Origin of the sequence: Mucilaginibacter tolerans (assembly GCF_030519375.1) — a bacterium.
In the GTDB taxonomy this organism is placed as follows: Bacteria; Bacteroidota; Bacteroidia; order Sphingobacteriales; family Sphingobacteriaceae; genus Mucilaginibacter.
In genome coordinates this window covers 194,951-215,715 of the sequence record NZ_JAUMKB010000008.1, presented here as the reverse complement: position 1 = coordinate 215,715, position 20,765 = coordinate 194,951, and the positions used below count along the sequence as shown (strand labels likewise).

General features: G+C 43.9%; 13 protein-coding genes. 2 read left to right on the top strand and 11 right to left on the bottom strand.

Annotation, left to right across the window (positions count from 1 at the left end):
- Nucleotides 1–60: 60 nt before the first annotated feature.
- On the top strand, nucleotides 61–1,527 hold the full coding sequence (locus Q3A68_RS13375) for an ATP-binding protein (protein ID WP_302901602.1): 1,467 nt from the start codon (nucleotides 61–63) through the stop codon (nucleotides 1,525–1,527).
- A 68-nt stretch (nucleotides 1,528–1,595) separates the two neighbouring features.
- Here the strand turns inward: Q3A68_RS13375 and Q3A68_RS13370 are convergent, their stop codons facing one another.
- The gene (locus Q3A68_RS13370; RefSeq protein ID WP_302901601.1) at nucleotides 1,596–4,946 is read right to left on the bottom strand and encodes a glycosyl hydrolase; all 3,351 of its coding nucleotides are present in this window, start codon (nucleotides 4,944–4,946) and stop codon (nucleotides 1,596–1,598) included.
- Between the two features lie 92 nt (nucleotides 4,947–5,038).
- Entirely contained in the window at nucleotides 5,039–7,891 is a 2,853-nt protein-coding gene (locus Q3A68_RS13365) for a TonB-dependent receptor (protein WP_302901600.1), read from the bottom strand.
- Nucleotides 7,892–8,120: 229 nt separating this feature from the next.
- Between Q3A68_RS13365 and Q3A68_RS13360 the strand changes: the two genes are divergently transcribed.
- On the top strand, nucleotides 8,121–9,146 hold the full coding sequence (locus Q3A68_RS13360; protein ID WP_302901599.1) for a GntR family transcriptional regulator: 1,026 nt from the start codon (nucleotides 8,121–8,123) through the stop codon (nucleotides 9,144–9,146).
- On the opposite strand, the gene Q3A68_RS13355 is transcribed toward Q3A68_RS13360, so the two are convergent.
- From Q3A68_RS13355 to Q3A68_RS13315, 9 genes are all read right to left on the bottom strand, one after another.
- Nucleotides 9,143–9,742 carry a LutC/YkgG family protein gene (locus Q3A68_RS13355; protein ID WP_302901598.1) on the bottom strand — a complete coding sequence of 200 codons (600 nt, stop codon included), beginning with the start codon at nucleotides 9,740–9,742 and terminating at the stop codon, nucleotides 9,143–9,145. The genes Q3A68_RS13360 and Q3A68_RS13355 overlap by 4 nt on opposite strands.
- On the bottom strand, nucleotides 9,739–11,112 hold the full coding sequence (locus Q3A68_RS13350; protein ID WP_302901626.1) for a lactate utilization protein B: 1,374 nt from the start codon (nucleotides 11,110–11,112) through the stop codon (nucleotides 9,739–9,741). The genes Q3A68_RS13355 and Q3A68_RS13350 overlap by 4 nt, the downstream gene beginning before the upstream one ends.
- A 5-nt stretch (nucleotides 11,113–11,117) precedes the next feature.
- Entirely contained in the window at nucleotides 11,118–11,858 is a 741-nt protein-coding gene (locus tag Q3A68_RS13345; protein WP_302901597.1) for a (Fe-S)-binding protein, read from the bottom strand.
- Nucleotides 11,855–13,240: an FGGY-family carbohydrate kinase gene (locus tag Q3A68_RS13340; RefSeq protein ID WP_302901596.1), complete on the bottom strand. Its 1,386-nt coding sequence runs from the start codon at nucleotides 13,238–13,240 to the stop codon at nucleotides 11,855–11,857. The genes Q3A68_RS13345 and Q3A68_RS13340 overlap by 4 nt, the downstream gene beginning before the upstream one ends.
- Nucleotides 13,240–14,514 (bottom strand): sugar isomerase, encoded by a 1,275-nt coding sequence (locus tag Q3A68_RS13335; protein WP_302901595.1) that lies wholly within the window; start codon nucleotides 14,512–14,514, stop codon nucleotides 13,240–13,242. Before Q3A68_RS13335 ends, Q3A68_RS13340 begins: the two co-directional genes overlap by 1 nt.
- Before the next feature lie 14 nt (nucleotides 14,515–14,528).
- Nucleotides 14,529–16,646: a bifunctional aldolase/short-chain dehydrogenase gene (locus Q3A68_RS13330; protein WP_302901594.1), complete on the bottom strand. Its 2,118-nt coding sequence runs from the start codon at nucleotides 16,644–16,646 to the stop codon at nucleotides 14,529–14,531.
- Between the two features lie 14 nt (nucleotides 16,647–16,660).
- Nucleotides 16,661–17,743 carry an L-rhamnose/proton symporter RhaT gene (rhaT, locus tag Q3A68_RS13325; protein ID WP_302901593.1) on the bottom strand — a complete coding sequence of 361 codons (1,083 nt, stop codon included), beginning with the start codon at nucleotides 17,741–17,743 and terminating at the stop codon, nucleotides 16,661–16,663.
- 217 nt (nucleotides 17,744–17,960) lie between these two features.
- On the bottom strand, nucleotides 17,961–20,315 hold the full coding sequence (locus tag Q3A68_RS13320; RefSeq protein ID WP_302901592.1) for a beta-glucosidase family protein: 2,355 nt from the start codon (nucleotides 20,313–20,315) through the stop codon (nucleotides 17,961–17,963).
- Nucleotides 20,316–20,338: 23 nt separating this feature from the next.
- The gene (locus tag Q3A68_RS13315) at nucleotides 20,339–20,713 is read right to left on the bottom strand and encodes a hypothetical protein (RefSeq protein ID WP_302901591.1); all 375 of its coding nucleotides are present in this window, start codon (nucleotides 20,711–20,713) and stop codon (nucleotides 20,339–20,341) included.
- Nucleotides 20,714–20,765: the final 52 nt, after the last annotated feature.

The window sequence follows — 20,765 nt, the reverse complement described above, 5'->3', positions numbered from 1 at the left end:
AATGTACTAAACAAGCAAATCAGAAAACTACTTCCCGAATCTTACTTAAAAGATGAGGCTATGCTCGGTTTTCTTGAGAGTGTAAGTAATTACTATCATTCCATTGAAAAAGCTCAAAAGCTATCAGAACACGCCTTTACAATAAGTGAACGGGAGTACCAGGAGGTAAATAGCAATTTACTTAACGAGAACAATATAAAGCAGAAGTCAATTTCTGAAATAAAGAAGGCCATAACCGCTCTGGCTCCTGATTCAATTACGGAATTTGGAGCGTCAGATGATGACCTGATTACGATCATAAAATTTCTGCAGCAAGAAATCGGGAAAGCTAAAGAACTGGAGCAACAGCTCATACTATCAAAAGATGTGGCAGAAAAGGCGGCGTTGTCTAAATCGCAGTTCTTATCAACAATGAGCCACGAGATCAGGACGCCGATGAATGCGGTGATCGGATTCACACATCTGCTTTTGCAAATGAACCCTCGTGAAGACCAGATGGAATATCTGAAAATGTTGAAGTTTTCGGCAGAAAATCTCCTGGTATTAATCAACGACATATTGGATTTCAGCAAAATAGAGGCCGGTAAGATTGAATTTGAAGAAGCTGATTTTAGCATAAAGCAGTTAATCAGCAATATCAGGCTGGCGTCACTGCAAAAAGCCACTGAAAAAGATATTCAGCTTAAATTATTGATCGATCAGGAATTGCCCGATGTAGTTATGGGCGATCCGGTGCGGCTTGGGCAAATATTGACAAATCTTATCAGTAACGCAGTAAAATTTACTAAGGAGGGCAAGGTTACCCTGGTAGCCTCGCTCAATGAAAAAAATAAAGACTTTACAACAGTTGATTTTGAAGTTACTGATACCGGTATTGGTATTGCTGCGGATAAACTGGAAAATATATTTGAAAGCTTTACTCAGGCGAGTTCTGATACAACACGCAAATTTGGTGGAACCGGTTTGGGCTTAACCATAACCAAGCGTTTATTAGAGTTGATGGGCAGCGAAATTAAGGTGAAGTCTGAATTAGGTAAAGGTTCTGTATTTTACTTCAGCCTTAAATTGAAAAACAGCTCGAAAAAGTTTATACAAGGCATAAAAGAAGAAAGCCATTTTGAAACCAAAAGCTTAAAAGGCGTTAAAATATTAATTGCGGAAGATAACCAGATCAATGTCATACTAGCCAAACAGTATATGAAATTATGGGATGTTGATTGTGATGTTGCCGAAAACGGGGAAATTGCCTATACGTTGGTACAAACCAATGATTACGACATGGTTTTAATGGACCTGCAAATGCCCGAGATGGATGGCTACCAAACAACTGTCGCCATAAGACAACTGCCCAACGAAAAATTCAAGACCCTGCCCATTATTGCATTAACAGCTTCGGCCATGCTTGATATTAAGGATCAGGCTTTTGTTGTAGGAATGAATGATTATATCAGCAAACCCTTTAACCCGGATGAATTACACCGAAAAATAGCCCTGTACGCCAAAGTTGGGGTAAACACTTTACAATAATATCTCTTCTTCTCAAAATTTTAGCGGCTGATTGTATAAATCAGCCGCTTTTTACTAAATCTGCTTTTTTATTTTATAGATAAGATCTGCACCGGGCCAAGCAATCCGGATGGTGATAATGGTGAATTTGCCTGGTAAAAAGGCATAGTAGTATAAGTATATTTCTGGGTTACACCCTGCTGCTGATCGCCAATGAGCCTGTTTACCCATAGGTTGGTAACCTTAATTTCGATTTTGTTTTCACCAACCTTTAAAGCATTCGTCACATCAACCCGGAAAGGGCTTTTCCACACGATACCCAGTGATTTCCCATTCACAACAACTTCCGCCAGGTTTTTCACACTGCCCAGATCGAGGCAAAGCATATCGCCCTTTTTAAACCAATCGGCTGTAGCTTTAACCGTTTTCGTGTAACGCGCTGTTCCAGAGAAATATTTTATGCCTGTATCTTGATTATCTGTCCAAGATTTTAACTCGCTGACCTTTGCCGAAGCAGGTGCACCCAAATTTTTAGCGAAACCGATAGTCCAGTCGCCGCTAAGTGTAGTCAAAGACTTCTCAATTTTGGCGGGAACAGAAACAGTTGCATTCATTGCATTGCCCTCGAACACGACAAAAATGGCATCCTGCGGCTGTAGGTTAAGGCCGACTTTGGTAACACCGTTCGCAATTGTATAGGATACAGCTTCGGTTTTACCAGTCTCAGCATGCCAGATCTTCGGTATTTTTCCGGTGACCCTGAAAGTAGCAGTGACATTTTCCAAAGCATTCTGACGATTATTCACCCAATAAATATCACCATTGCTTGTTTTGCGGTGTACATACAAAAGCTTGGCGTTAGCATCCGGCTTGGTGTAAGTAAAATCAGGAGCTATACTCATTTTATTTAACACATCGTTCAATGATTTTCCTTCGCTAACATTGACATTTGATGAAGACCATATCTCATTAACCAATCTGTCAAACTCGCTCTTATCATCGCTTAAGCTTGGTGTACCTATTGGCTTTATACCGGCTACCGTTGCGCCCGCTTTCACCAGTTCACCTATTTTGCGCAACACAGGCAACGACATTTTAACTGCATTGCTATCCAACACCAAAACTCTATAAACCATGCCGCTTGGTGTAACCAGTTTCCCATCTTTTACTGATAGCAAGTTAATAAGAGCATCGGCATTGATGAAATCGTAATTATACCCTTCCGGAATATTCGGCAGTTTTTTGTGGAACAGCGAAGTAATGTTATTGTCCTCACCATAATAATAAACTATATCGGCAACAAATTTCCCCTGTTGTAGCAAATAACTGCTTCTTGACAGGTAAGAGGTCCATGCGGTTGCCTGCTCAGCCCAGGTATCATGACGGTTAAACCATTGTCCGAATGGGCCCAGGCCTAATCCCGGTATCTTATCGTCTGTGGGCTGATGCACTGAGCAATGAATTACAAACCTGTTTAATCCACTAGCAAGTTCCAGGTCAGCAGTTGGCTTTAATGCTTCCGGCGAATAAGACCAGGCTGCGGCAGGAATGCCTAAGGCCGTCAATGATTCCGCTGCCACAAAATTTTGGCCGTAGATATGCGCCACGGAAGCTGATTCTCGGATATCAGCCTGGTAATTGGTTTGATCATTACCGTTTATAAACGGATTAGGTGTCCACATTGCCGACATCGGAATAGCGGCTTTGCGTTTTACATCCATCCCATCAGCAATCAAGGCGCGATCACTTTCATGCGATTCGGAATAACGTTTCATCCCGTATTGTGCAAGAATACCGGTCAATGCGTCATAATGATATTCAGCCAGCATCTCGCTCAGCGTTTTTCTAAAATCAAACAGGAACTGTTCACTTGCTTCTGAGCTCTTTACAATCTCACCTGTTAAGACCGGCAGCCATGCTATCAAGCTGTAGCCTCGACGTTTTTGAAATTCAGCCGGAAGATTAGCCGTCCAGTTTTGTGCGCCGGCTTCCCAACTGTCAGTCACCATAAATTGCAGGCCACCTTTAGTACCCATCAGACCGCCTGTAGCATCTTTATATTGATCAAGGTAATTAGTAAAGTATGTCTTTACTGCAACGGGATCAAGTTTATCTACTTCGGGGCCAGTTGCTTCAGGTGATGCTGGGTGGTTTGTTATACCTAATAAGGAATACCCAAAGCGAACGATCTTCCAGTTACCATCAGGAACGGTCCAGCTCAATGTCCCGTCAGCACTCATCTTGCCAGTCAAATCAATAATATCGTTGGTTGCTATCACATCGTTCGTAGATGCGGTCATCTTTTTGCTCAAATCATTTACCGGGGCGAATGCCGCTTTTTCTTCAAAACGACTGATCACATCAGCCGGATGTAAATATATTTCAGCTATCTCAGTACCTGGGGGTGTAACCGGCTTGGTGATAATACCCACCATTGCCGCCATCGAATTTATTTGCGGGGGTGGATTTTTAACTGTCACTCTAAAATATTTTGCTGTAGTGACGGGGACAGGAATAGTTTGTTGCAAAATCGCTCCGGGGGGTATATTGCAAATGAATTTGAAATTTACGCCGTCATCACTGGCTTCCAGTTTACGACTATCAACGGGCGCGGCACCCATACCGAACATACCCGGTTCTCCGCCACCCACCATCGTGATCGCTTTAATGCTTTGTGCCTGCGGGAATGCAAATTGTATCCATGCAAAACCGGCGACAGAATCACGCGGCAACAGGTTAGAAGATCCTAAATCACCGTCTGTTAATTGCTGCAAGGTAAAATTTCCTCCACTGGATGTTACAACGGCGCCAAGGTCGCTTAATGATCTATCGGCAGCCGGTAGTTTAAATGCTACAACGGCAACATCTTTATAAAACTTTGACTGTTTAGAAGGATCCACCGTTTCTCCGAATCCGGGTTGAAGCGAAATATTTTGAAAAGGGCCGGTAACACCGGATGGCTGTTCAATTTTCAGGTTGCTTGCTCCGCCTTTCACGCGCATTTCTGACCAAACAACTTTTTTCATCCCATCTGCAGGTTTTACCCAGGGACCGCCGCTTTCGCTCCAGCCCGGAGAACCGGCAATTGCCATTTCTAGATGCAAAGAGTCAGCTAGTTTGGTCGTAAATCGAAATGCATCCTTCCACTCTGGTGTCATGAAAGTCAACCGTTTTTGAACTATTTGCGGGGTGAGCAGCGAGGCGTCAAAGTTCTGGAAGCCTCCAACGCCCGCCCGTTTCATCCATAAAAGATCCAGCTTTATTCCTTCCTTGGTAATATTGCCGTTCATCCAGTGCCACCACACACGTGGCTTAGCCGAATTGGGCGGCGATACGAATTTCTCATACAAGGTATCACCCTTCCTGGCTTGCGCCTGGATACCATCTGCACTGCACAACAGCAATCCAACTGCTGTTATCGAACCTAAATATCTCTTCATGTTTGGTTGGTTAATTGGTTAGGTATGATCTGGAAATCATACTGTAACAAATTTATTGTTTTGCGTATTTTAACTGTCCTTAACTGTCTTGATTAGAATTTATATGTAAGGGTAAGGAAATAAGCTCTTGGCGGTATAGCGATAGTTGAATAGGGCTTATTTGCGGCTACATCTGCCTGATACATTGCCTTGGTATAGCCCTCGCGATCTAATGCCGCTAAGAATGTTCCCGGTCTCGACCAGCTCATCACTCCATACTTGTCTAATATATTGTTGATGTTTACACTAACCTGCAATTTTTTAGTGAAGTCATACCCCGCTCCCAGGTTAAACTGGCTGAATGCAGGCAGCAAAAAAGCGTTGGCCACATTGGCTTCCCTTGAGCCCATATATTGCCAGGTAATGAAAGAGAAAAACTTTCCAACATTATAAGAAGGCGTTACATTCAGAATCATGTTTGCGCTGTTATCGGCACGGTTTCCTGAATAATCTGCAAGTATATCATCCGACGGACCATTGGCGTTGGCGATCCAAACCTTATAGGTTAGCGCTTTTGAATTCTGGAGCGTAGCAACTGCTTTTACACTAAAGTTTCTGCTAAAATCCACGTGGCTCTCCAGCTCTATACCGTATGTTCTGATCTTCTCATACTCAAGTGGTGGAGAGTAGAAGGTTACATTGTCTGCACTGGTAAAGGTTTGTACGTTGGGTACGTTACTTAAAACGCTATAGAAAGGTGTTGCGAACAGGGCAAAATTGCGATCGGTAATTTTTATACCTGCCTCAGCCTGGCTGACGTGCTGTGCCGGAGCAACCAGATTAGCCGAAGTAAATGCAGTATTAGCCGCAAAATAGGTGCTCAGATCGGGCGCTTTGTTACCCAACGAGTAGCGGCCATAGAAGGCGATATTACTTGATAGCTTGTAATTCAATCCTGCGGAATAAGAAAATGTATTAACTCTTTTGTCAAAGCTATAATGTGTGCCTAGTGTGCCGCCTGCATTATCGTAAATAGTAAGCGGGTTACCATCAGCACCGCCATAGGAAGGGTCGCTCGCCTGAGGGTTAGCAACGCTTGGCGCTGCAAAACCTTTTACATGCATAGATTCGAATCTTACGCCATAATCAAGGTTTAAGTCCGGTATAATCTGCCAGTTATGTCCAAAATAAAAGGCCATTTGGCTTTGGTCTGCATGATTATCTGCTACACCACCGCCACCTAACCCCGTAATGCCATTAGGGTTGGTGATCTGGTAGGTTTGCCCCTGGTTAGTGATCGTTAAATTCACCAGGTCCGGATGATTTTGGATAGTTCCCAGTCCTAAACCCATAATACCATTCTGGTTATCAACCTGGCTGTACCCATAAAACCCGCCCAACGTAAAGCTCATATTTTTGAGCGTCTTGCTAAAAGCGAATTGATCTAACAACTCATTCGATTTGTTTTTGACATAAAATAAAGGCTCAAAAAATAATGAATTGGGAGAAACAGCTGAGCCTGGGAAATTGCTGTTGGTTACCGTAAAGTCATAACCTGAAACAGAATTGACCGTACCCAAAGTGGCACCTGTCCGTGCATTGGTAAAATTATAGGTGCCCGGCCGGCCCAATGTACCTAATATGGCATAAGTAACCAGATCATTAAGCGCTACCGGGTAAACAACAGCAGTTGTATTCCAGTTGGCGTTTTTAGACGAATACCTTATGGCATTATTAAAAGTGAGACTACTATCCAGATGCTGTGTCCAGTTAGCCCCTACAGATTTGTCGACAGAGTGTATTAGATTAGTTGAATTATAAGTATCAGTTCCTGTATTGTTAATTGGAACTTGTACTGAAACGGCAGGGATTAACACTGAAGATGTTTCAGTGAAACCTGGTGCCGGTTTAGGATTAGTGAAGCTAAGCGTTGGTGTAAACTCAAACCAGCCATTATGATCATTCAAATATTTACCATAAATTTTCAATGAACCTGTTTTATATTTTTTATAAATATTGCCTTTAATCTGGCCACCTTTGTTAAGCGGATAGCCGGGATCCTTTGCTCCCGTGCTGTAACGGTAAAAACCGCCTACATCATAAGTCCAGGTTTTGTCGGCGCTTAAAGGGCCTCCCAAATTAAGGTCGCCTCTGTAAAAAGGGTTTTGACCGTCTCCTTCGAGACCAACTTTGGCTCTAAATTCTCCTTGAAAAGTCTGGCCTCCGGTTTTAGAAATATAGTTGAATATACCACCTGGTGCGTTGTTACCCAAGATAGATGCAGTACCACCACGCACTGCCTCTAATTTACCTAAGGTTGCATCAGGGCGATAAAAGTAATCGGGACCGTAGTTGCCAAAAGTGGCGTTAGTTACCGGCAAACCGTCTTCCTGCAATGAAACATAGTAATAACCTGAGGCGCCATCATTTGACCCTACAGACACGCCGCGTGAATAAACCGTGTTCCTGATCTCACCTAATGAGGAGTTAACATAAACGCCGGGAATATTCTTCAGCAGGTCAGCACCACTCACAGGCGCTTGCTTCTCTATCTGTGCCGCTGTTATTGATGAAATAGCAATGGATGAGTTTTGCGCTGTCCGCTTATCGAACACCCCTGTTACGATCAATTCATTTAAATTGCTTGATTCAGGTACAAGCGACACATCGATAACAGAGCGGCTCTTTACTGCGACTTCTTTTATCGTATATCCGACAAATTTGAAAATCAAAGTCCCGTTTTCAGCCACCGAAATACTGTATTTACCATTATTATCGGTACTTATACCCTGCTGTGTACCTTTTACTGATACAGTAACTCCGGGCATCGAAATGCCTTTCTCGTCTTTCACCGTACCAGTTACGCTTAATTTTTGAGCCGAGGCTTTGAGGGAAATTAATTGAAGCATAAGCAGGGCCAAAATCGGTGCCCACTTTCTACCGGGATGATTGTAGATCTTTCTCATAGTTGTTAATTGAGGGAGCGGTGCTCCTGGTTTAATTAGTTTAGTTGGTTTAATTGGCTATGTATCGAGTGCGTCAGATTGACACAATAATCAAATGTATTTTAAACCAATTGCTTAACTATCCTCAGCTCTCCCCAACTGTCCTGAACTGTCCTGAACTATCCTGAACTGTCTGACCCTGAGAATGATTTCTGAAATAAAAAACTATGTTTGTATCTGTAAGCCAATTATGAAGAATTATCTGAAGATTGTTGAGATAGATGAGTATTCCATCACCCCTAAATATTTGCAGCTAATCAACTCTATTTTGAGGGGTATCGAATCAGGGAAGATTGAGAAGGATGATATTCTTCCGTCCATCAACGATTTCTGTGTGGCCTTGGATACTTCCCGGAATACTATCGAAAGAGCTTATACCGAATTAAAGAAAGCGGGTGTAATAAAGTCGGTTGCAGGTAAAGGTTATTTTATAGCGAACACCAATTTCAGCCAGCCGGTAAAAGTGCTTTTGTTGTTCAATAAGCTTAGCAGCCATAAAAAGATTATGTATGATGCTTTTGCCGCGACATTAGGGCATAATGCGGCAATCGACTTTTATATCTATAATAACGATTTCAGCGTCTTTAAAAAGCTGATTGTGGACAAGATCAACAACTACTCCAAATTTGTGATCATCCCGCACTTTATGGAGAATACCGAGCGGGCCAACGAAGTGATTAACACCATCCCGAAGGATAAACTGATTTTGATGGATAAGCTGGAGTCTGGTGTTACGGGTCAGTTTGGTGCTGTATACGAAAGCTTTGAGAAGGATATTTACGAAGCTCTTGAAAAACTGCTCGGCAAACTGGGTAAATACCATACGTTGAAGATCATATTTCCGGAGAGCTCCTATTATCCAAAAGAAATACTCTCTGGCTTTTTAAATTTCTGCCGGCAATACGCCTTTGATTACGAGGTGATTTATTCTTTAGAAGAAGAAAAAGTTTCAAAAGGAATAGCTTATATCAATGTAATGGAGGACCATCTTGTGGAGTTGATTGAAAAGATCATTGCGGCCAAATTAAAAGTAGGCAAGGATGTGGGGGTGATCTCTTACAATGAAACCCCGTTAAAAAAGATCATCCTGGATGGGATAACTACGATTTCAACGGACTTTGAATTGATGGGTCAGAAAACTGCAGAGCTGGTTTTAACCAATTCGACTGCGCATATTGCTATTCCTTTTAAAGTTACCGGCAGGAATTCGCTTTAATCTTCGCTGAGTAGAAAAAGGCTCATACTCCGCGGACCATGCGCCCCTATCACTAATGACTGCTCTATATCAGCTGTTTTTGAAGGCCCTGCTATAAAAGCCCCAAACCCTTGCGTGGTAATACCGATAGAACCGTAGGCATCGTGCATAGTTGCAACTATGTTTTTTGTTTTAACTACTATAGCCAGATGCTGGGTTATGAAAGGTAAAACCCTTTGTCCCATTTGATCTTCAGTGATCCAAATTGCGCCATTTTCTGCCACGGCCAGACCGGACTGCAATATTGCAAGTTCGACATCGGCTAACTGCACCGGCAAATCACTTAAATATTCATTTGTATCGGCAATATCACCTAGTTCAGATAAAGTGGAAACTAATCTTTTACCTGATCCGAAATTATTTTGGATGACCGTTTTTACTTCGTCCAAGTTTTTAATTTCATATACTTTGGCACCAATATTTGTGGCAACGGTCGTTAATTGGCCTAACAGATTCTCCTGGCTACTGTAGGCTTTAAGCGGTTCGACATCCGGCAATGCTCTCAATTCAGGTTGATTTGCCCGAACGGCTGATAATATCTTCCCTCTGCTGCTCATTTCTTCCCCCTGTTCTTTTTATACCATTCATCAAAAGATTCTGCTGGCGGTTTTGGCATATCCCGCTGTTTATACCATGGGTTCAAAGCATTGTTGACTGCAAAAGGCGCATATTTCATCACCATTCTTCCGGCTTTGCCTGCCACATGGTAGATTCCCGGCGAAGAAAGCGTCCATTGCATCATCTTCATGCTTGCGGTTTTGGCCTTAGTTGTGTACCCGGCCTTAACAATTACCTGGCGCCATTTATATAACTGGTCGTGAATATCAATTTTCACAGGACAAACATTGGAGCATGATCCGCACAGCGTAGAAGCAAAAGGCAGATCGGCATATTTTTCCATATCCAGATTGGGTGCCAGTATAGAACCAATCGGTCCGCTGATGGCGTTGTGATAACTGTGTCCCCCGCTACGCCGATAAACCGGACAAGTATTCATACAAGCACCGCAACGTATGCATTTAAGCGAATTGCGGAAATCCTTTCTACCTAATTGGACGCTCCGGCCATTATCTACAATCACGATATGCATTTGCTGACCGGATCGTGGCCTTTTATAATGGCTTGAGTAGGTCGTGATGGGTTGACCTGTTGCACTGCGGGTAAGCAATCTTAAAAATACGCCCAAATGTTCGCGTTTAGGTATGATCTTCTCGATGCCCATGCTGGCAATATGAACTTCGGATAAATGCGCGCCCATATCGGCATTGCCTTCGTTGGTGCAAACTACAAACTCACCTGTTTCGGCAACGGCGAAGTTTACTCCCGTAAGCGCTATTTTCCGCGTAAGAAATACTTCACGAAGGTGCTGGCGCGCGGTTTCGGTCAAAATCTGGGGGTCAGAAACCCCGGCGGGTGTGCCAAGGTGCTCATGGAACAGGTCGCCTATTTCTTCTTTCTTTTTATGAATACAAGGCAATACGATATGGCTTGGCGGTTCTTTTGCCAGTTGCACAATGCGCTCACCTAAATCTGAATCAATTACTTCAATACCATTTTCAGCCAGGTATTCATTTAGATGGCATTCTTCCGTCAGCATGGATTTACTTTTCACCATGCGGTTAACGCCATGATTCTTAATAATCTGGTGTACTATTTCGTTATGCTCCTTTGCGTCTGCGGCCCAATGAACGGTGACGCCGTTTGCCAAAGCATTAGCCTCAAATGCTTCCAGGTAATTTCCAAGATTTGAAAGTACATGCTCTTTTATTTTAGAAGCCGTTTCTCTAAGCAGTTCCCATTCAGGCAATTGATTTACTGCCTTATCGCGCTTTTGGCGGATCCACCATAAAGTTTCATCATGCCAGTCGACGCGGTTTTCATCGGCATTGAATTGCCCGGCTAGTTCGGCGTGATCTTTTGTCGGCATCGTACTCATTGGACTGATGAATTTAATATTTCCGCAATATGCAGCACTTTCACCTTACTGCCCTGTCTTCTTAAAATTCCTTCCATATGCATCAGGCAGGACATATCAGCGCCGGTAATATATTCGGCACCATGCTCCAGATGATCCGAAACCCGATCAACCCCCATTTTTACTGAAACCGCTTCTTCTGCCACGCAAAACGTCCCGCCAAATCCACAGCATTCATCCTGGCGGCTCAGGGGGATCAATTCAATTCCTTTCACCATATTGAGCAACTGGACGGGCTTGGAAAAAGGTTCAGCAACAAGTTCAGTCATTTGCGATATTTTAAGTCCACGCTGACCGTGACAGCTCTGATGCAAGCCGACTTTATACGGGAACACCGCATCTAGGTGATCAACCTTTAAAACATCTGTCAGAAACTCGGTCAACTCGTAAACTTTACGTCTTACTTGTGCCGCCTCGTTTTCCCTGCCTTCAGAATGCAAATGATCTTTTATATGCAGGATGCAACTACCTGAGGGTGATACGATATAATCAAACTCAGAAAAATTATCTATAAAAAGCTCATTGCAACCGGTTGTCAGATGCTCATAACCTGAGTTTGCCATCGGCTGTCCGCAACAGGTTTGTTTAGGCGGATAAACCACCTTCACACCAAGCTTCTCAAGTAATTGTAAAGTAGCTATTGCAGCGCCGGGATAAAACTGGTCTATGTAACAGGGGATAAAAAGGCCGACAGTCATTTGGTTACAGGCTTGCTTTGCGCATAATATTTCAGTTCGATGATGTCGCCCGGTATAGGTTTATAGTTCCACGATTTATGAATGGCCAGTGCCGCGCCCAATGCCGTTGCCTGGGCCATGGAGGCCGCAAACACTTCGATATCAGGAAAGGCGTTCGCCAGTAAGTTCATATACACTGCATTTTTACTAAAACCGCCGTCAACAAAAATCCGCTTCACAAATGTACCTTTCAGCACCAGCCTCGTTGAATATACCTGTTGATGTATCAGGTCGAGGACCAGCTGGTGATAGGCTTCAATTTCGTCGCTAAAAATAGTTAAATCCCTGTCCTTAAAAACGGATTCTTTCGAAAATGTATCCGAATGCTTGTTTTGCTGAATAGATTGCTGCAATAGGTTAATCACTTCAGGGTCAAATGTCATCGTTCGGAACCTGATCGGGTCCTGGTTAAAATGCTCGGCAATGCGCTTGACCTGTTGTTCATGTTCATTCCCCGCAAATAACCTCGACGCCTTGACTGGCTTACCCTGGTATTGCAGATAGCACAAGCAATCGTTCTGCAATTCGTTTTGGGTTAATGGCGTGTGATTGAACGGATTCATGCTAATACACCATGTGCCTGTGGAGATCAGGATAAACGGTTCATTAAAGCTTACCAGGTATGGAATAAGTGCTGCCGAGCTATCGTGCAAACCAATACCTACGCAATAATTGGTACCCGGAAAAACAGCCTTTAAGCACTCATCAGGCTTTTTGATAGGCGCTAGTTTTAAGGACAACCCCTCTTTTTCGACCCACTCATGATAACGTTTGCTGTTAAAATCCCACAAAGCAGTATGACAGCCGATACTGGTGATATCTGAATAATATTGACCTGATATTAGCGAACTCAGATATTGAGGCAGGTGCAGCGCGTATTTTAACTTCTTGAATATATTCGGTTGCTCCATTTTCAACCTGTAGAGCTGAAGGCCCGAATTTAAGCTGCCTAAAATAGGTGATGCCGTCTCAGAAGCAAACTGATCTCCGCCGCCATATTTAGCGTAAAGTTGTTTGCTTAGCTCAGCCGGGAATGGTTTCAGATAATTATACAGTGGCGTTAGCGGTTTGCCTTCTTCATCCACATAAACCAGGCTCGCACCGTAAGCGCTAAAGTTGACAGCCTTAACCACAAACTCCTTTAGCCGGAATATTGTGCTTAGTGAATCAAATACGGACAGCCGTAAACTTTCCAGGTTTTCGCAAGAAAATCCGTCCTCGTCCACCGTCTCGATAAAACGGGCCGATCTTTCATAAACTATCTGGTAATGCTCATCGAACAGGAATATTTTCTTGTTCGTCTTGCCTACATCAAATACAGCTATGACGGGTACAGCCTTCATTACAATCCGGTTGCGATAGTTTTCAGCCCTCTTTCTTTGATCAGGTTGTCGCGAACAGCCAGCTTTCTGAAAAGTGATAAAGGCTGCAAAGCCCCGCCTGCCAATAAACGCGCTTGTGCCACTAATGGGCGCACATCGGTACGATAAGCGTGCTGTAAAATTTCCTGCGCCTGCACCACGTCGTTTTTTTGTTGTGCTTGCTTTAGAGCAACCTGGTCAACCAATAGTGCTTGTGTATAGGCAATTTTTATGGCTTCCACGGATTGTAGCAGGTCTTCTATCGGGTCTTTTATATTGTGTGATGCATCGATCATCCAGCCAATACCTGTTGCGTGATTCATGCCTCTGGCATCCATACCTTCCACCAGTTCATTAAAGATAAGGAACAGCTGATAAGGATTGATGCTGCCAACCGTCAGGTCGTCATCACCGTATTTTGAATCGTTGAAATGGAAGCCTGCCAGTTTCCCCTCCATTAAAAGCAGGGCGACTATCTGCTCAATATTAGCGCCCTGTAAATGATGCCCGAGGTCGACCAGTGTTTGGGCCTTGTTACCCAATTTGGATGACAAAAGATAAGATTGCCCCCAGTCGCCAATGGTAGTTGAGTAAAAGTTAGGTTCGTAAGGTTTATACTCCACCCACATTTTCCAGTCACCAGGCAAAGCAGCATAAATCTGTTGCAGACTATCATAGGTCCGCTCAAAGGCACCCCGCATATTCAACTGACCGGGAAAATTCGAACCATCTGATAACCAAACAGACAAAGCTTTTGAATCAAGCTCAACACCATATTTAATCACCTGGATATTATGTTCAATGGCCTGCTGGCGTACGGCCTTATCCACATGGTTCAACGAGCCATATTTATAGCTGAGTTCCTGGTCCGGTTGATCCTGGAAAGTATTGGAATTTACGGCATCAAAATGCAATCCATAATGTGAAGCCAATGCTTTAATGGTTGATGCATTTTCTGGAATATCCCATGGAATATGCAAAGAGATAGAATTGCTCGACCGGTTTAGGGCATGAATTAAACCTACGTCACTGATCTTCTCTTCTAAGCTACGCGGTTCGCCACCGCCGGAAAAACGTCCAAAACGGGTACCGCCTGTGCCCAATGCCCAGCTAGGGATCGCAATGCTGAAAGCAATCAACTTTTGCAATACGGCGTCTACATTTTTCAGCCCGTCAGCAACAAATTCAAATTTGCGTTTGTGATCCGCCGTAAGCTGATGATTATGTTCGTCAATATGGTCCTTCTCCAGTTTCATAATTGGTTCGATTGTTATCTTACAAATGCCATTGCCACGCCGCCGTCAACATTCAATACATTTCCGGTTGATTTATCGAGCAAGCCACCGACAAAAGCAAAACATGCATTGGCTATATCCTGAGGAAGAATTACCTGGTTAAGCAAAGTGCGTTTAGCATAATAAGCCGGTAATTCTTCAACCGTAACCCCATAAGCTTTAGCACGACCTTCGGCCCAGCCACCTGCCCAGATATTGCTATCACTAATCACCGCATCTGGGTTTACTACATTTACGCGGATACCATCAGCGCCTAATTCAGCCGCATTTAACCTGCTTAGGTGTAGCTGCGCTGCTTTTGCACTTCCGTACCCGGCATTATTCGGCCCGCTTACCAAAGCGTTTTTGCTGACGATATTGATCACATCGCCTCCAATGGCTTGCTTCTGCATTACTTTAACAGCTGCCTGGGTGACAAAGAATTGGCCTTTCACCAGTACATCATAAAGCAGGTTCCAATCTTTTTCCGTATGGTCGCCGATTGATTTGGAGATAGACAAGCCCGCATTATTTACCACAATATCCACTCCGCCAAAAGCCAAAGCAGCTATGTTTAACGCTTCGTCAATTTCATCCTGTTTGGTCACATCCAATATTGCTGTAGCGTAAGAATCTTTACCAAATTGTTTTTTAAACTCTTCTCCTGCGCCTTCCAGACGCTCAGCATTCATGTCATTCAGGATCACTACTGCCCCTTCTTCCACAAATTTTTTGGCTATCGCTTTACCTATACCGCCTGCGCTGCCGGTTATCAGGGCGATCCTTCCTGATAACGCTTTTGGCTTTGGCATACGCTGCAGTTTTGCTTCCTCCAGCAGCCAGTATTCAATATCAAATGCTTCCTGCCGAGGTAGCGAGGTATATTCGGAGACCGCTTCGGCGCCTTTCATCACATTGATCGCGTTGATATAAAACTCAGAAGCAACACGTGTGGTTTGCTTGTCTTTTGAGAACGAAAACATACCCACACCCGGATAAAGAATGATTACCGGATTAGCATCGCGTACAGGCGGACTGTTTGGATGCTTACAGTTTTCGTAATATGCTGTGTACATCTTCCGGTAGGCTTCAAATGCGGGTTGCAATTTTTCTTTTATTGCTTTTACATCTGATAAGTCCTCATCCGGTTCCAGCTCCAGCACCAGCGGACTGATCTTCGTTCTCAAGAAGTGATCCGGGCAACTGGTTCCCATCGGTGCCAGTCGATTTAGATCATTTGAGTTGATAAACTCCAGCACACGCGGATCATCGGTAAAATGACCAACCATGTGGCGCTCGCTTGAACAAAAACCGCGCAGAATTGGCGCTATGGCAGCGGCTTGCTTTTTACGACCGGCTTCGCTCAGGCTTTCTATTTTTTTGCCACCAAATACGGGAGCTTTTTTACCATAGTTATCTTCCAGGTAAGCGGCGCAACGCTCAATTACTTCCAAAGTATTGATATAGCTTTCATAAGCCGTATCGCCCCAGGTAAATAAACCATGTGAACCCAGCATGATGCCCCGGATACCGGGATTATTGTCGAGGCACTCTCTCAGTTTCAAGCCCAGGTCAAAGCCCGGCCTCTGCCAGTCTACCCAGCCAATACTGCCGCTGAATAATTCCTGCGTAATGCGCTTCCCATCCTTTGCCGCCGCGATAGCAATAGCTGCATCGGGGTGCAGGTGATCGATATGTTTGAATGGCAAAAATCCATGTAAAGGTGTGTCGATTGACGGGGCCTTTGAGTTCAAATCATAAATACAATGGTTGAATAGCTCTACCATCTCATCTTCAAACTCCAGTCCGCGGTATACATTTTTAAGGCTGCGTAATCTGTCGACATATAGTGCTGCCAGGCCGCTTTTTTTGAGTGTTCCTATGTCCCCGCCTGAGCCTTTGATCCACATCACCTCGGTTTCCTCACCAGTCAACGGATCGCTGGCCATAGTTTTACAAGAGGTATTGCCTCCGCCATAATTGGTCAGGCGCAGATCGGCCCCCAGCAGGTTTGACCTGTAGATCAGTAAGTCCACCTCATTGCCATTTAATTTTTCGGCTGCTGCGTCATCCCACAGATAACTCACATATTTAAAATCAGCAGTTGTTTTCATATCAGATATTTATTTTAAGCTTTTAATGAGTTGCCGTACCCCACCAGGAGTACCGAGATAATAATGATTAATATACCTGCAATTACCGTTGCAAAAGCTTTTCTGCTTACGCCTTTCCATTCTCTGAGCAGCAATCCCCATGCATTAGCGACCAGGATGATAAATGCCATGTGCAAGATCCAGGAGCTTGCGCCATTACCCAGTTTGCTTTCGCCCATGCCGTAGAAGAAAAACTGCAAAAACCAGGTCGTTCCGGCCAACGCCGAGAATAAATAGTTCTTCAGTAACGGTGTGTTCTTATCAGCATAATTATCAAACGTCTTATTGCGCGCGTTCAGGATCATACACCAGATAAAGTTGGTGGTCAATCCTCCCCATAATAAGGGCACATAGGTAACATTGTTTTGATACAGGAAATTTCCCTGCCCCGGATGTGCAGCTTGCCATAAATGGTTAGCTGTGTCGGCCATGTCCTTACCGGCCTCGATACCGAAATTGAAGCATGCGCTCAGTACCCCGGAAACAATAGCTACAAATATTCCTATGCCAAAATGGTATTCCTTATTATCGGCAGCTGCAGCTTGGTTATTCCGTAGGTCCTGTTCTTTTATTGTTCCTGCTTTGCCGCAGACTATTATCCCGATAACACATACGATGATCCCTATCAGCACCATTTGCCCCCAGTGGGTGTGCAGCAGCGTCCCGAAGTTGTCTTTACCTGTTTTTGGATTAAAGCTGTAATAAACCGAAGGCACCAGAGAACCAAATACCGAACAAAGTCCTAATATGATTGTGCTGCCTAACGAAACGCCGAGGTAACGTACGCCAAGGCCATAAGTCAATCCACCAATGCCCCACAGCAGGCCGAAGAAATAGGTTAGCCCCAGCACGCTTCCATTTGTTTGACGGATGATATCCACAAAACCTGGAATGGTAAGCCATGCGGCTATTGGTGGGACAATTAGCCATGAGAATAATCCGCCCACTATCCAGAAGCTTTCCCAGGCCCAACCTTTTACTTTCTTGTAAGGGATATAAAAACTGCCCGACGCGAAACCACCGATAAAATGGAAGATTACTCCGAATATTACCTGCATTTAATTTAAGTTAATTGGTTGATTAATAATTTTTGCTAAGGTAATTTACAACTTTTTCCCAACTGTCCTTATCTGTCCTTAACTGTCACGAACTATCCTTTTTATAAGCTGGAAAAGTATTATTTGGGCGAAATGCACCGTTGAAACTAAAAACAAAAAAAGCTTCCCGAATAATTCGGGAAGCTTAAAGATCAGTTAATTATTTAATGAGTTTTTCTTATTTGCTTTTCGCCTCATCGATGCTCACTAGTGGAGCCAAAGCCTTGTGCACTTTTTCAACTGTTATTGATGTAGCAAGACTAAATGGTTTTTCCAGCTTAATATTCTCACTTGAAGCGCCTACTTTGACCTTGTATTCACCCGCATCCGCTATCCAGGCTGACTGAGCCGTATCAAAAGAGGCCAAAGATTTTGCATCAAGAGTAAACGTCAAAGTTTGTGATTCACCAGGTTTCAGTACTTTGGTTTTTGCAAAACCTTTTAACTCTTCCGATGGTTTATCCAGGCTTTTATGGGGAGCGCTTAGGTATAATTCAGCTACTTCCTTACCTGCAACCGATCCCTTATTGGTAATGATTACCGTAGCAGTTAACTTGCCACTAAAAGCCGTGCTGCTCAAGGTCAGGTTACTGTAGGAGAAATTGGTGTAAGAAAGTCCATAGCCAAACTCGTATGCTGGTTTTACTTTAAAGGTATTAAAGTAACGGTAACCAACATAAATTCCTTCCTGGTAAGTCACCTCGGCAGGCACTGATCTGCCCACAACGGTCATGGTTGCTTTTTCAGGGAACTCCTTACCCGGGAAGGTTTTGGCAGAAGGCACATCACTATAAGATGCAGGGAAAGTAGTTGCTAGTTTGCCTGAAGGGTTTACTTTGCCGCTCAAGACATCTGCAATAGCGTTACCACCTTCTTCGCCCGGTTGCCAAGCCAGCAATATAGCGTCAACCTTGTCACGGAAGGCTGTTACATCCATCACACCGCCAATGTTCAGCACAGCAATAACCGGCTTATGTTTTGCATGGAATGCATCAGAAACACTTGTGATCATTTCTTTTTCCAAACTTGTCAAATCATAATCATTTGCTACTTTACGGTCATTGCCTTCACCTGCATTTCTACCTATATAGATAATCGCGACATCTGAAGCATCAGCCTTCTGGCCCACGCTACCTGAATCAAATTTATATTCAGGCGCAAATGGTGTCGGATTCATGAGCTCCTGCAGCAAAGGTTTCTTCGGATGTTTTGATGAATAATCAGCCAGGTAATTTTTGTAGTTCTGTGCAAGGTCGTTATCCAGCTTATATCCGGCATTGGTCAATCCTTCTGCCAATGAAACAGCGTACAGTTTATTCACGTCACCGCTTCCTGTTCCACCAGCTATCAGATCGTAGCCATGATTGCCAAATAAGGCAATGGTTGCATCACTCTTTTTGACAGGCAGGGCATTTTCGTTATTTTTCAGCAATACCATACTTTCAGCAGCAGCTTCCCTTGATATTTGTGCATGACCTTTCAGGTCGGCTTTGTTCGGATAAGCATAGCCCTTAGCAGTTATCGTGTGCACCAACACATTCAAAACACCCTCCACATTCTTATCAATTTCAGCTTCCGATAGCTTTCCGCTTTTTACAGCTTCTAATATTGCTTTTACCTGTGCAGGTGTTCCCGGCATCAGCAGGTTATTCCCGGCATTGATCTGAGCCGCAGCATCTTTGCCACCAAACCAGTCGCTCATTACAAAACCCTTGTAACCCCAATCCTCCCTCAACACCTTGGTCAGTAAGTCTCGGCTTTCCGATGTATAAGTTCCATTGACCAGATTATAGGAGCTCATCACCGCCCAGGGGTGTGATCTTTTTATGGCGATCTCAAAGTTTCGCAGATAAATCTCACGCAATGCACGTTCGCTGATGATTTCATTCACCGAGTTACGATTGGTCTCCTGGTTATTGGCTGCAAAGTGTTTGATAGTAGCACCAACGCCTTGTGACTGGATACCGTTGATAATAGCAGCAGCTGTTGTGCCCGAAACCAGCGGGTCTTCAGAATAATACTCAAAGTTTCTTCCCCCCAGCGGATTGCGGTGAATATTAACTCCGGGACCCAATATAAAGTCGATGCCATAAGCTTTTATCTCTTCACCAAAAGCAACACCTACCTTTTTTACCATGGCGGTATCCCAACTGGATGCCAGGAGCGTACCCACTGGCCATGCCGTTGAGAATAAATTATCAACCGAATCCTGTTTGCTCATTGCAAACCTATGAATACCCGCAGGTCCGTCGGCCATCCCTATGGATGGTATCCCGAATTTGGGGTTAGCAATGGTATGGCCTGATATCGCTGCCAGTTTATCAGGCGTATTGTCAACGGCCCCCATACTTAAGCCCGGAACAGAAAAGCCCTTTCCCACTACTACCCTCACTTTTTCTTCCAGCGTCATCTTTTTTACGATCTCTTTGATCGGGTCTTTGCCAAACTGGGGCTCTTTCTCCTGCCCGAAAGCAGATTGCCCGGCAACCAATGTTGCTGCCACGACAATCTGCATAAAAAATAATTTCTTCATTCCTGTTTTGATGAATTAACTGCTTAATGATTCTCTTTAACACGTATACCTTTCGCATCAAACATGCCCATCAGGCTGCCTTTTGCATGATCATCATCAACCGGTTCTAATGTTAATGAAACATCGTAGCTCTGAATAGTAAACGCGGCGGTAATGGTTTTGTCTTTTTCGTCGATCTGGGTGATCTTTGTCATTTCCTTGCCCGTAGTATCTTGTACCACACCGCCCAGTTTGCCATCTTTTCTTTCCAGTACGAAGGTCATCTTAGCATCGCCGTTAGGTGTGCCCATAACAACAACGTTCCATTTGCCGGGGAAATAATCGGCAGTTTGTGCTTTTGCATTCAGGCCAAAAAACAGGGCCATTGCCACTGTAAGAATAAAAGTCAGTTTTCTCATAATGTGTTATTGATTAAAAAGTTAAATACAATCCGTAATTTGAACGGAATAA

What these genes read in the sequence shown, in the direction of transcription:
- Q3A68_RS13355 (WP_302901598.1), bottom strand. Translation starts at nt 9,742, where the DNA reads ATGAGCAGCAGAGGGAAGATATTATCAGCCGTTCGGGCAAATCAACCT.
- Q3A68_RS13340 (WP_302901596.1), bottom strand. Translation starts at nt 13,240, where the DNA reads ATGAAGGCTGTACCCGTCATAGCTGTATTTGATGTAGGCAAGACGAAC.
- Q3A68_RS13345 (WP_302901597.1), bottom strand. Translation starts at nt 11,858, where the DNA reads ATGACTGTCGGCCTTTTTATCCCCTGTTACATAGACCAGTTTTATCCC.
- Q3A68_RS13350 (WP_302901626.1), bottom strand. Translation starts at nt 11,112, where the DNA reads ATGCCGACAAAAGATCACGCCGAACTAGCCGGGCAATTCAATGCCGAT.
- Q3A68_RS13335 (WP_302901595.1), bottom strand. Translation starts at nt 14,514, where the DNA reads ATGAAACTGGAGAAGGACCATATTGACGAACATAATCATCAGCTTACG.
- Q3A68_RS13330 (WP_302901594.1), bottom strand. Translation starts at nt 16,646, where the DNA reads ATGAAAACAACTGCTGATTTTAAATATGTGAGTTATCTGTGGGATGAC.
- Q3A68_RS13375 (WP_302901602.1), top strand. Translation starts at nt 61, where the DNA reads ATGCTCGGTTTTCTTGAGAGTGTAAGTAATTACTATCATTCCATTGAA.
- rhaT (WP_302901593.1), bottom strand. Translation starts at nt 17,743, where the DNA reads ATGCAGGTAATATTCGGAGTAATCTTCCATTTTATCGGTGGTTTCGCG.
- Q3A68_RS13365 (WP_302901600.1), bottom strand. Translation starts at nt 7,891, where the DNA reads ATGAGAAAGATCTACAATCATCCCGGTAGAAAGTGGGCACCGATTTTG.
- Q3A68_RS13315 (WP_302901591.1), bottom strand. Translation starts at nt 20,713, where the DNA reads ATGAGAAAACTGACTTTTATTCTTACAGTGGCAATGGCCCTGTTTTTT.
- Q3A68_RS13360 (WP_302901599.1), top strand. Translation starts at nt 8,121, where the DNA reads ATGAAGAATTATCTGAAGATTGTTGAGATAGATGAGTATTCCATCACC.
- Q3A68_RS13370 (WP_302901601.1), bottom strand. Translation starts at nt 4,946, where the DNA reads ATGAAGAGATATTTAGGTTCGATAACAGCAGTTGGATTGCTGTTGTGC.
- Q3A68_RS13320 (WP_302901592.1), bottom strand. Translation starts at nt 20,315, where the DNA reads ATGAAGAAATTATTTTTTATGCAGATTGTCGTGGCAGCAACATTGGTT.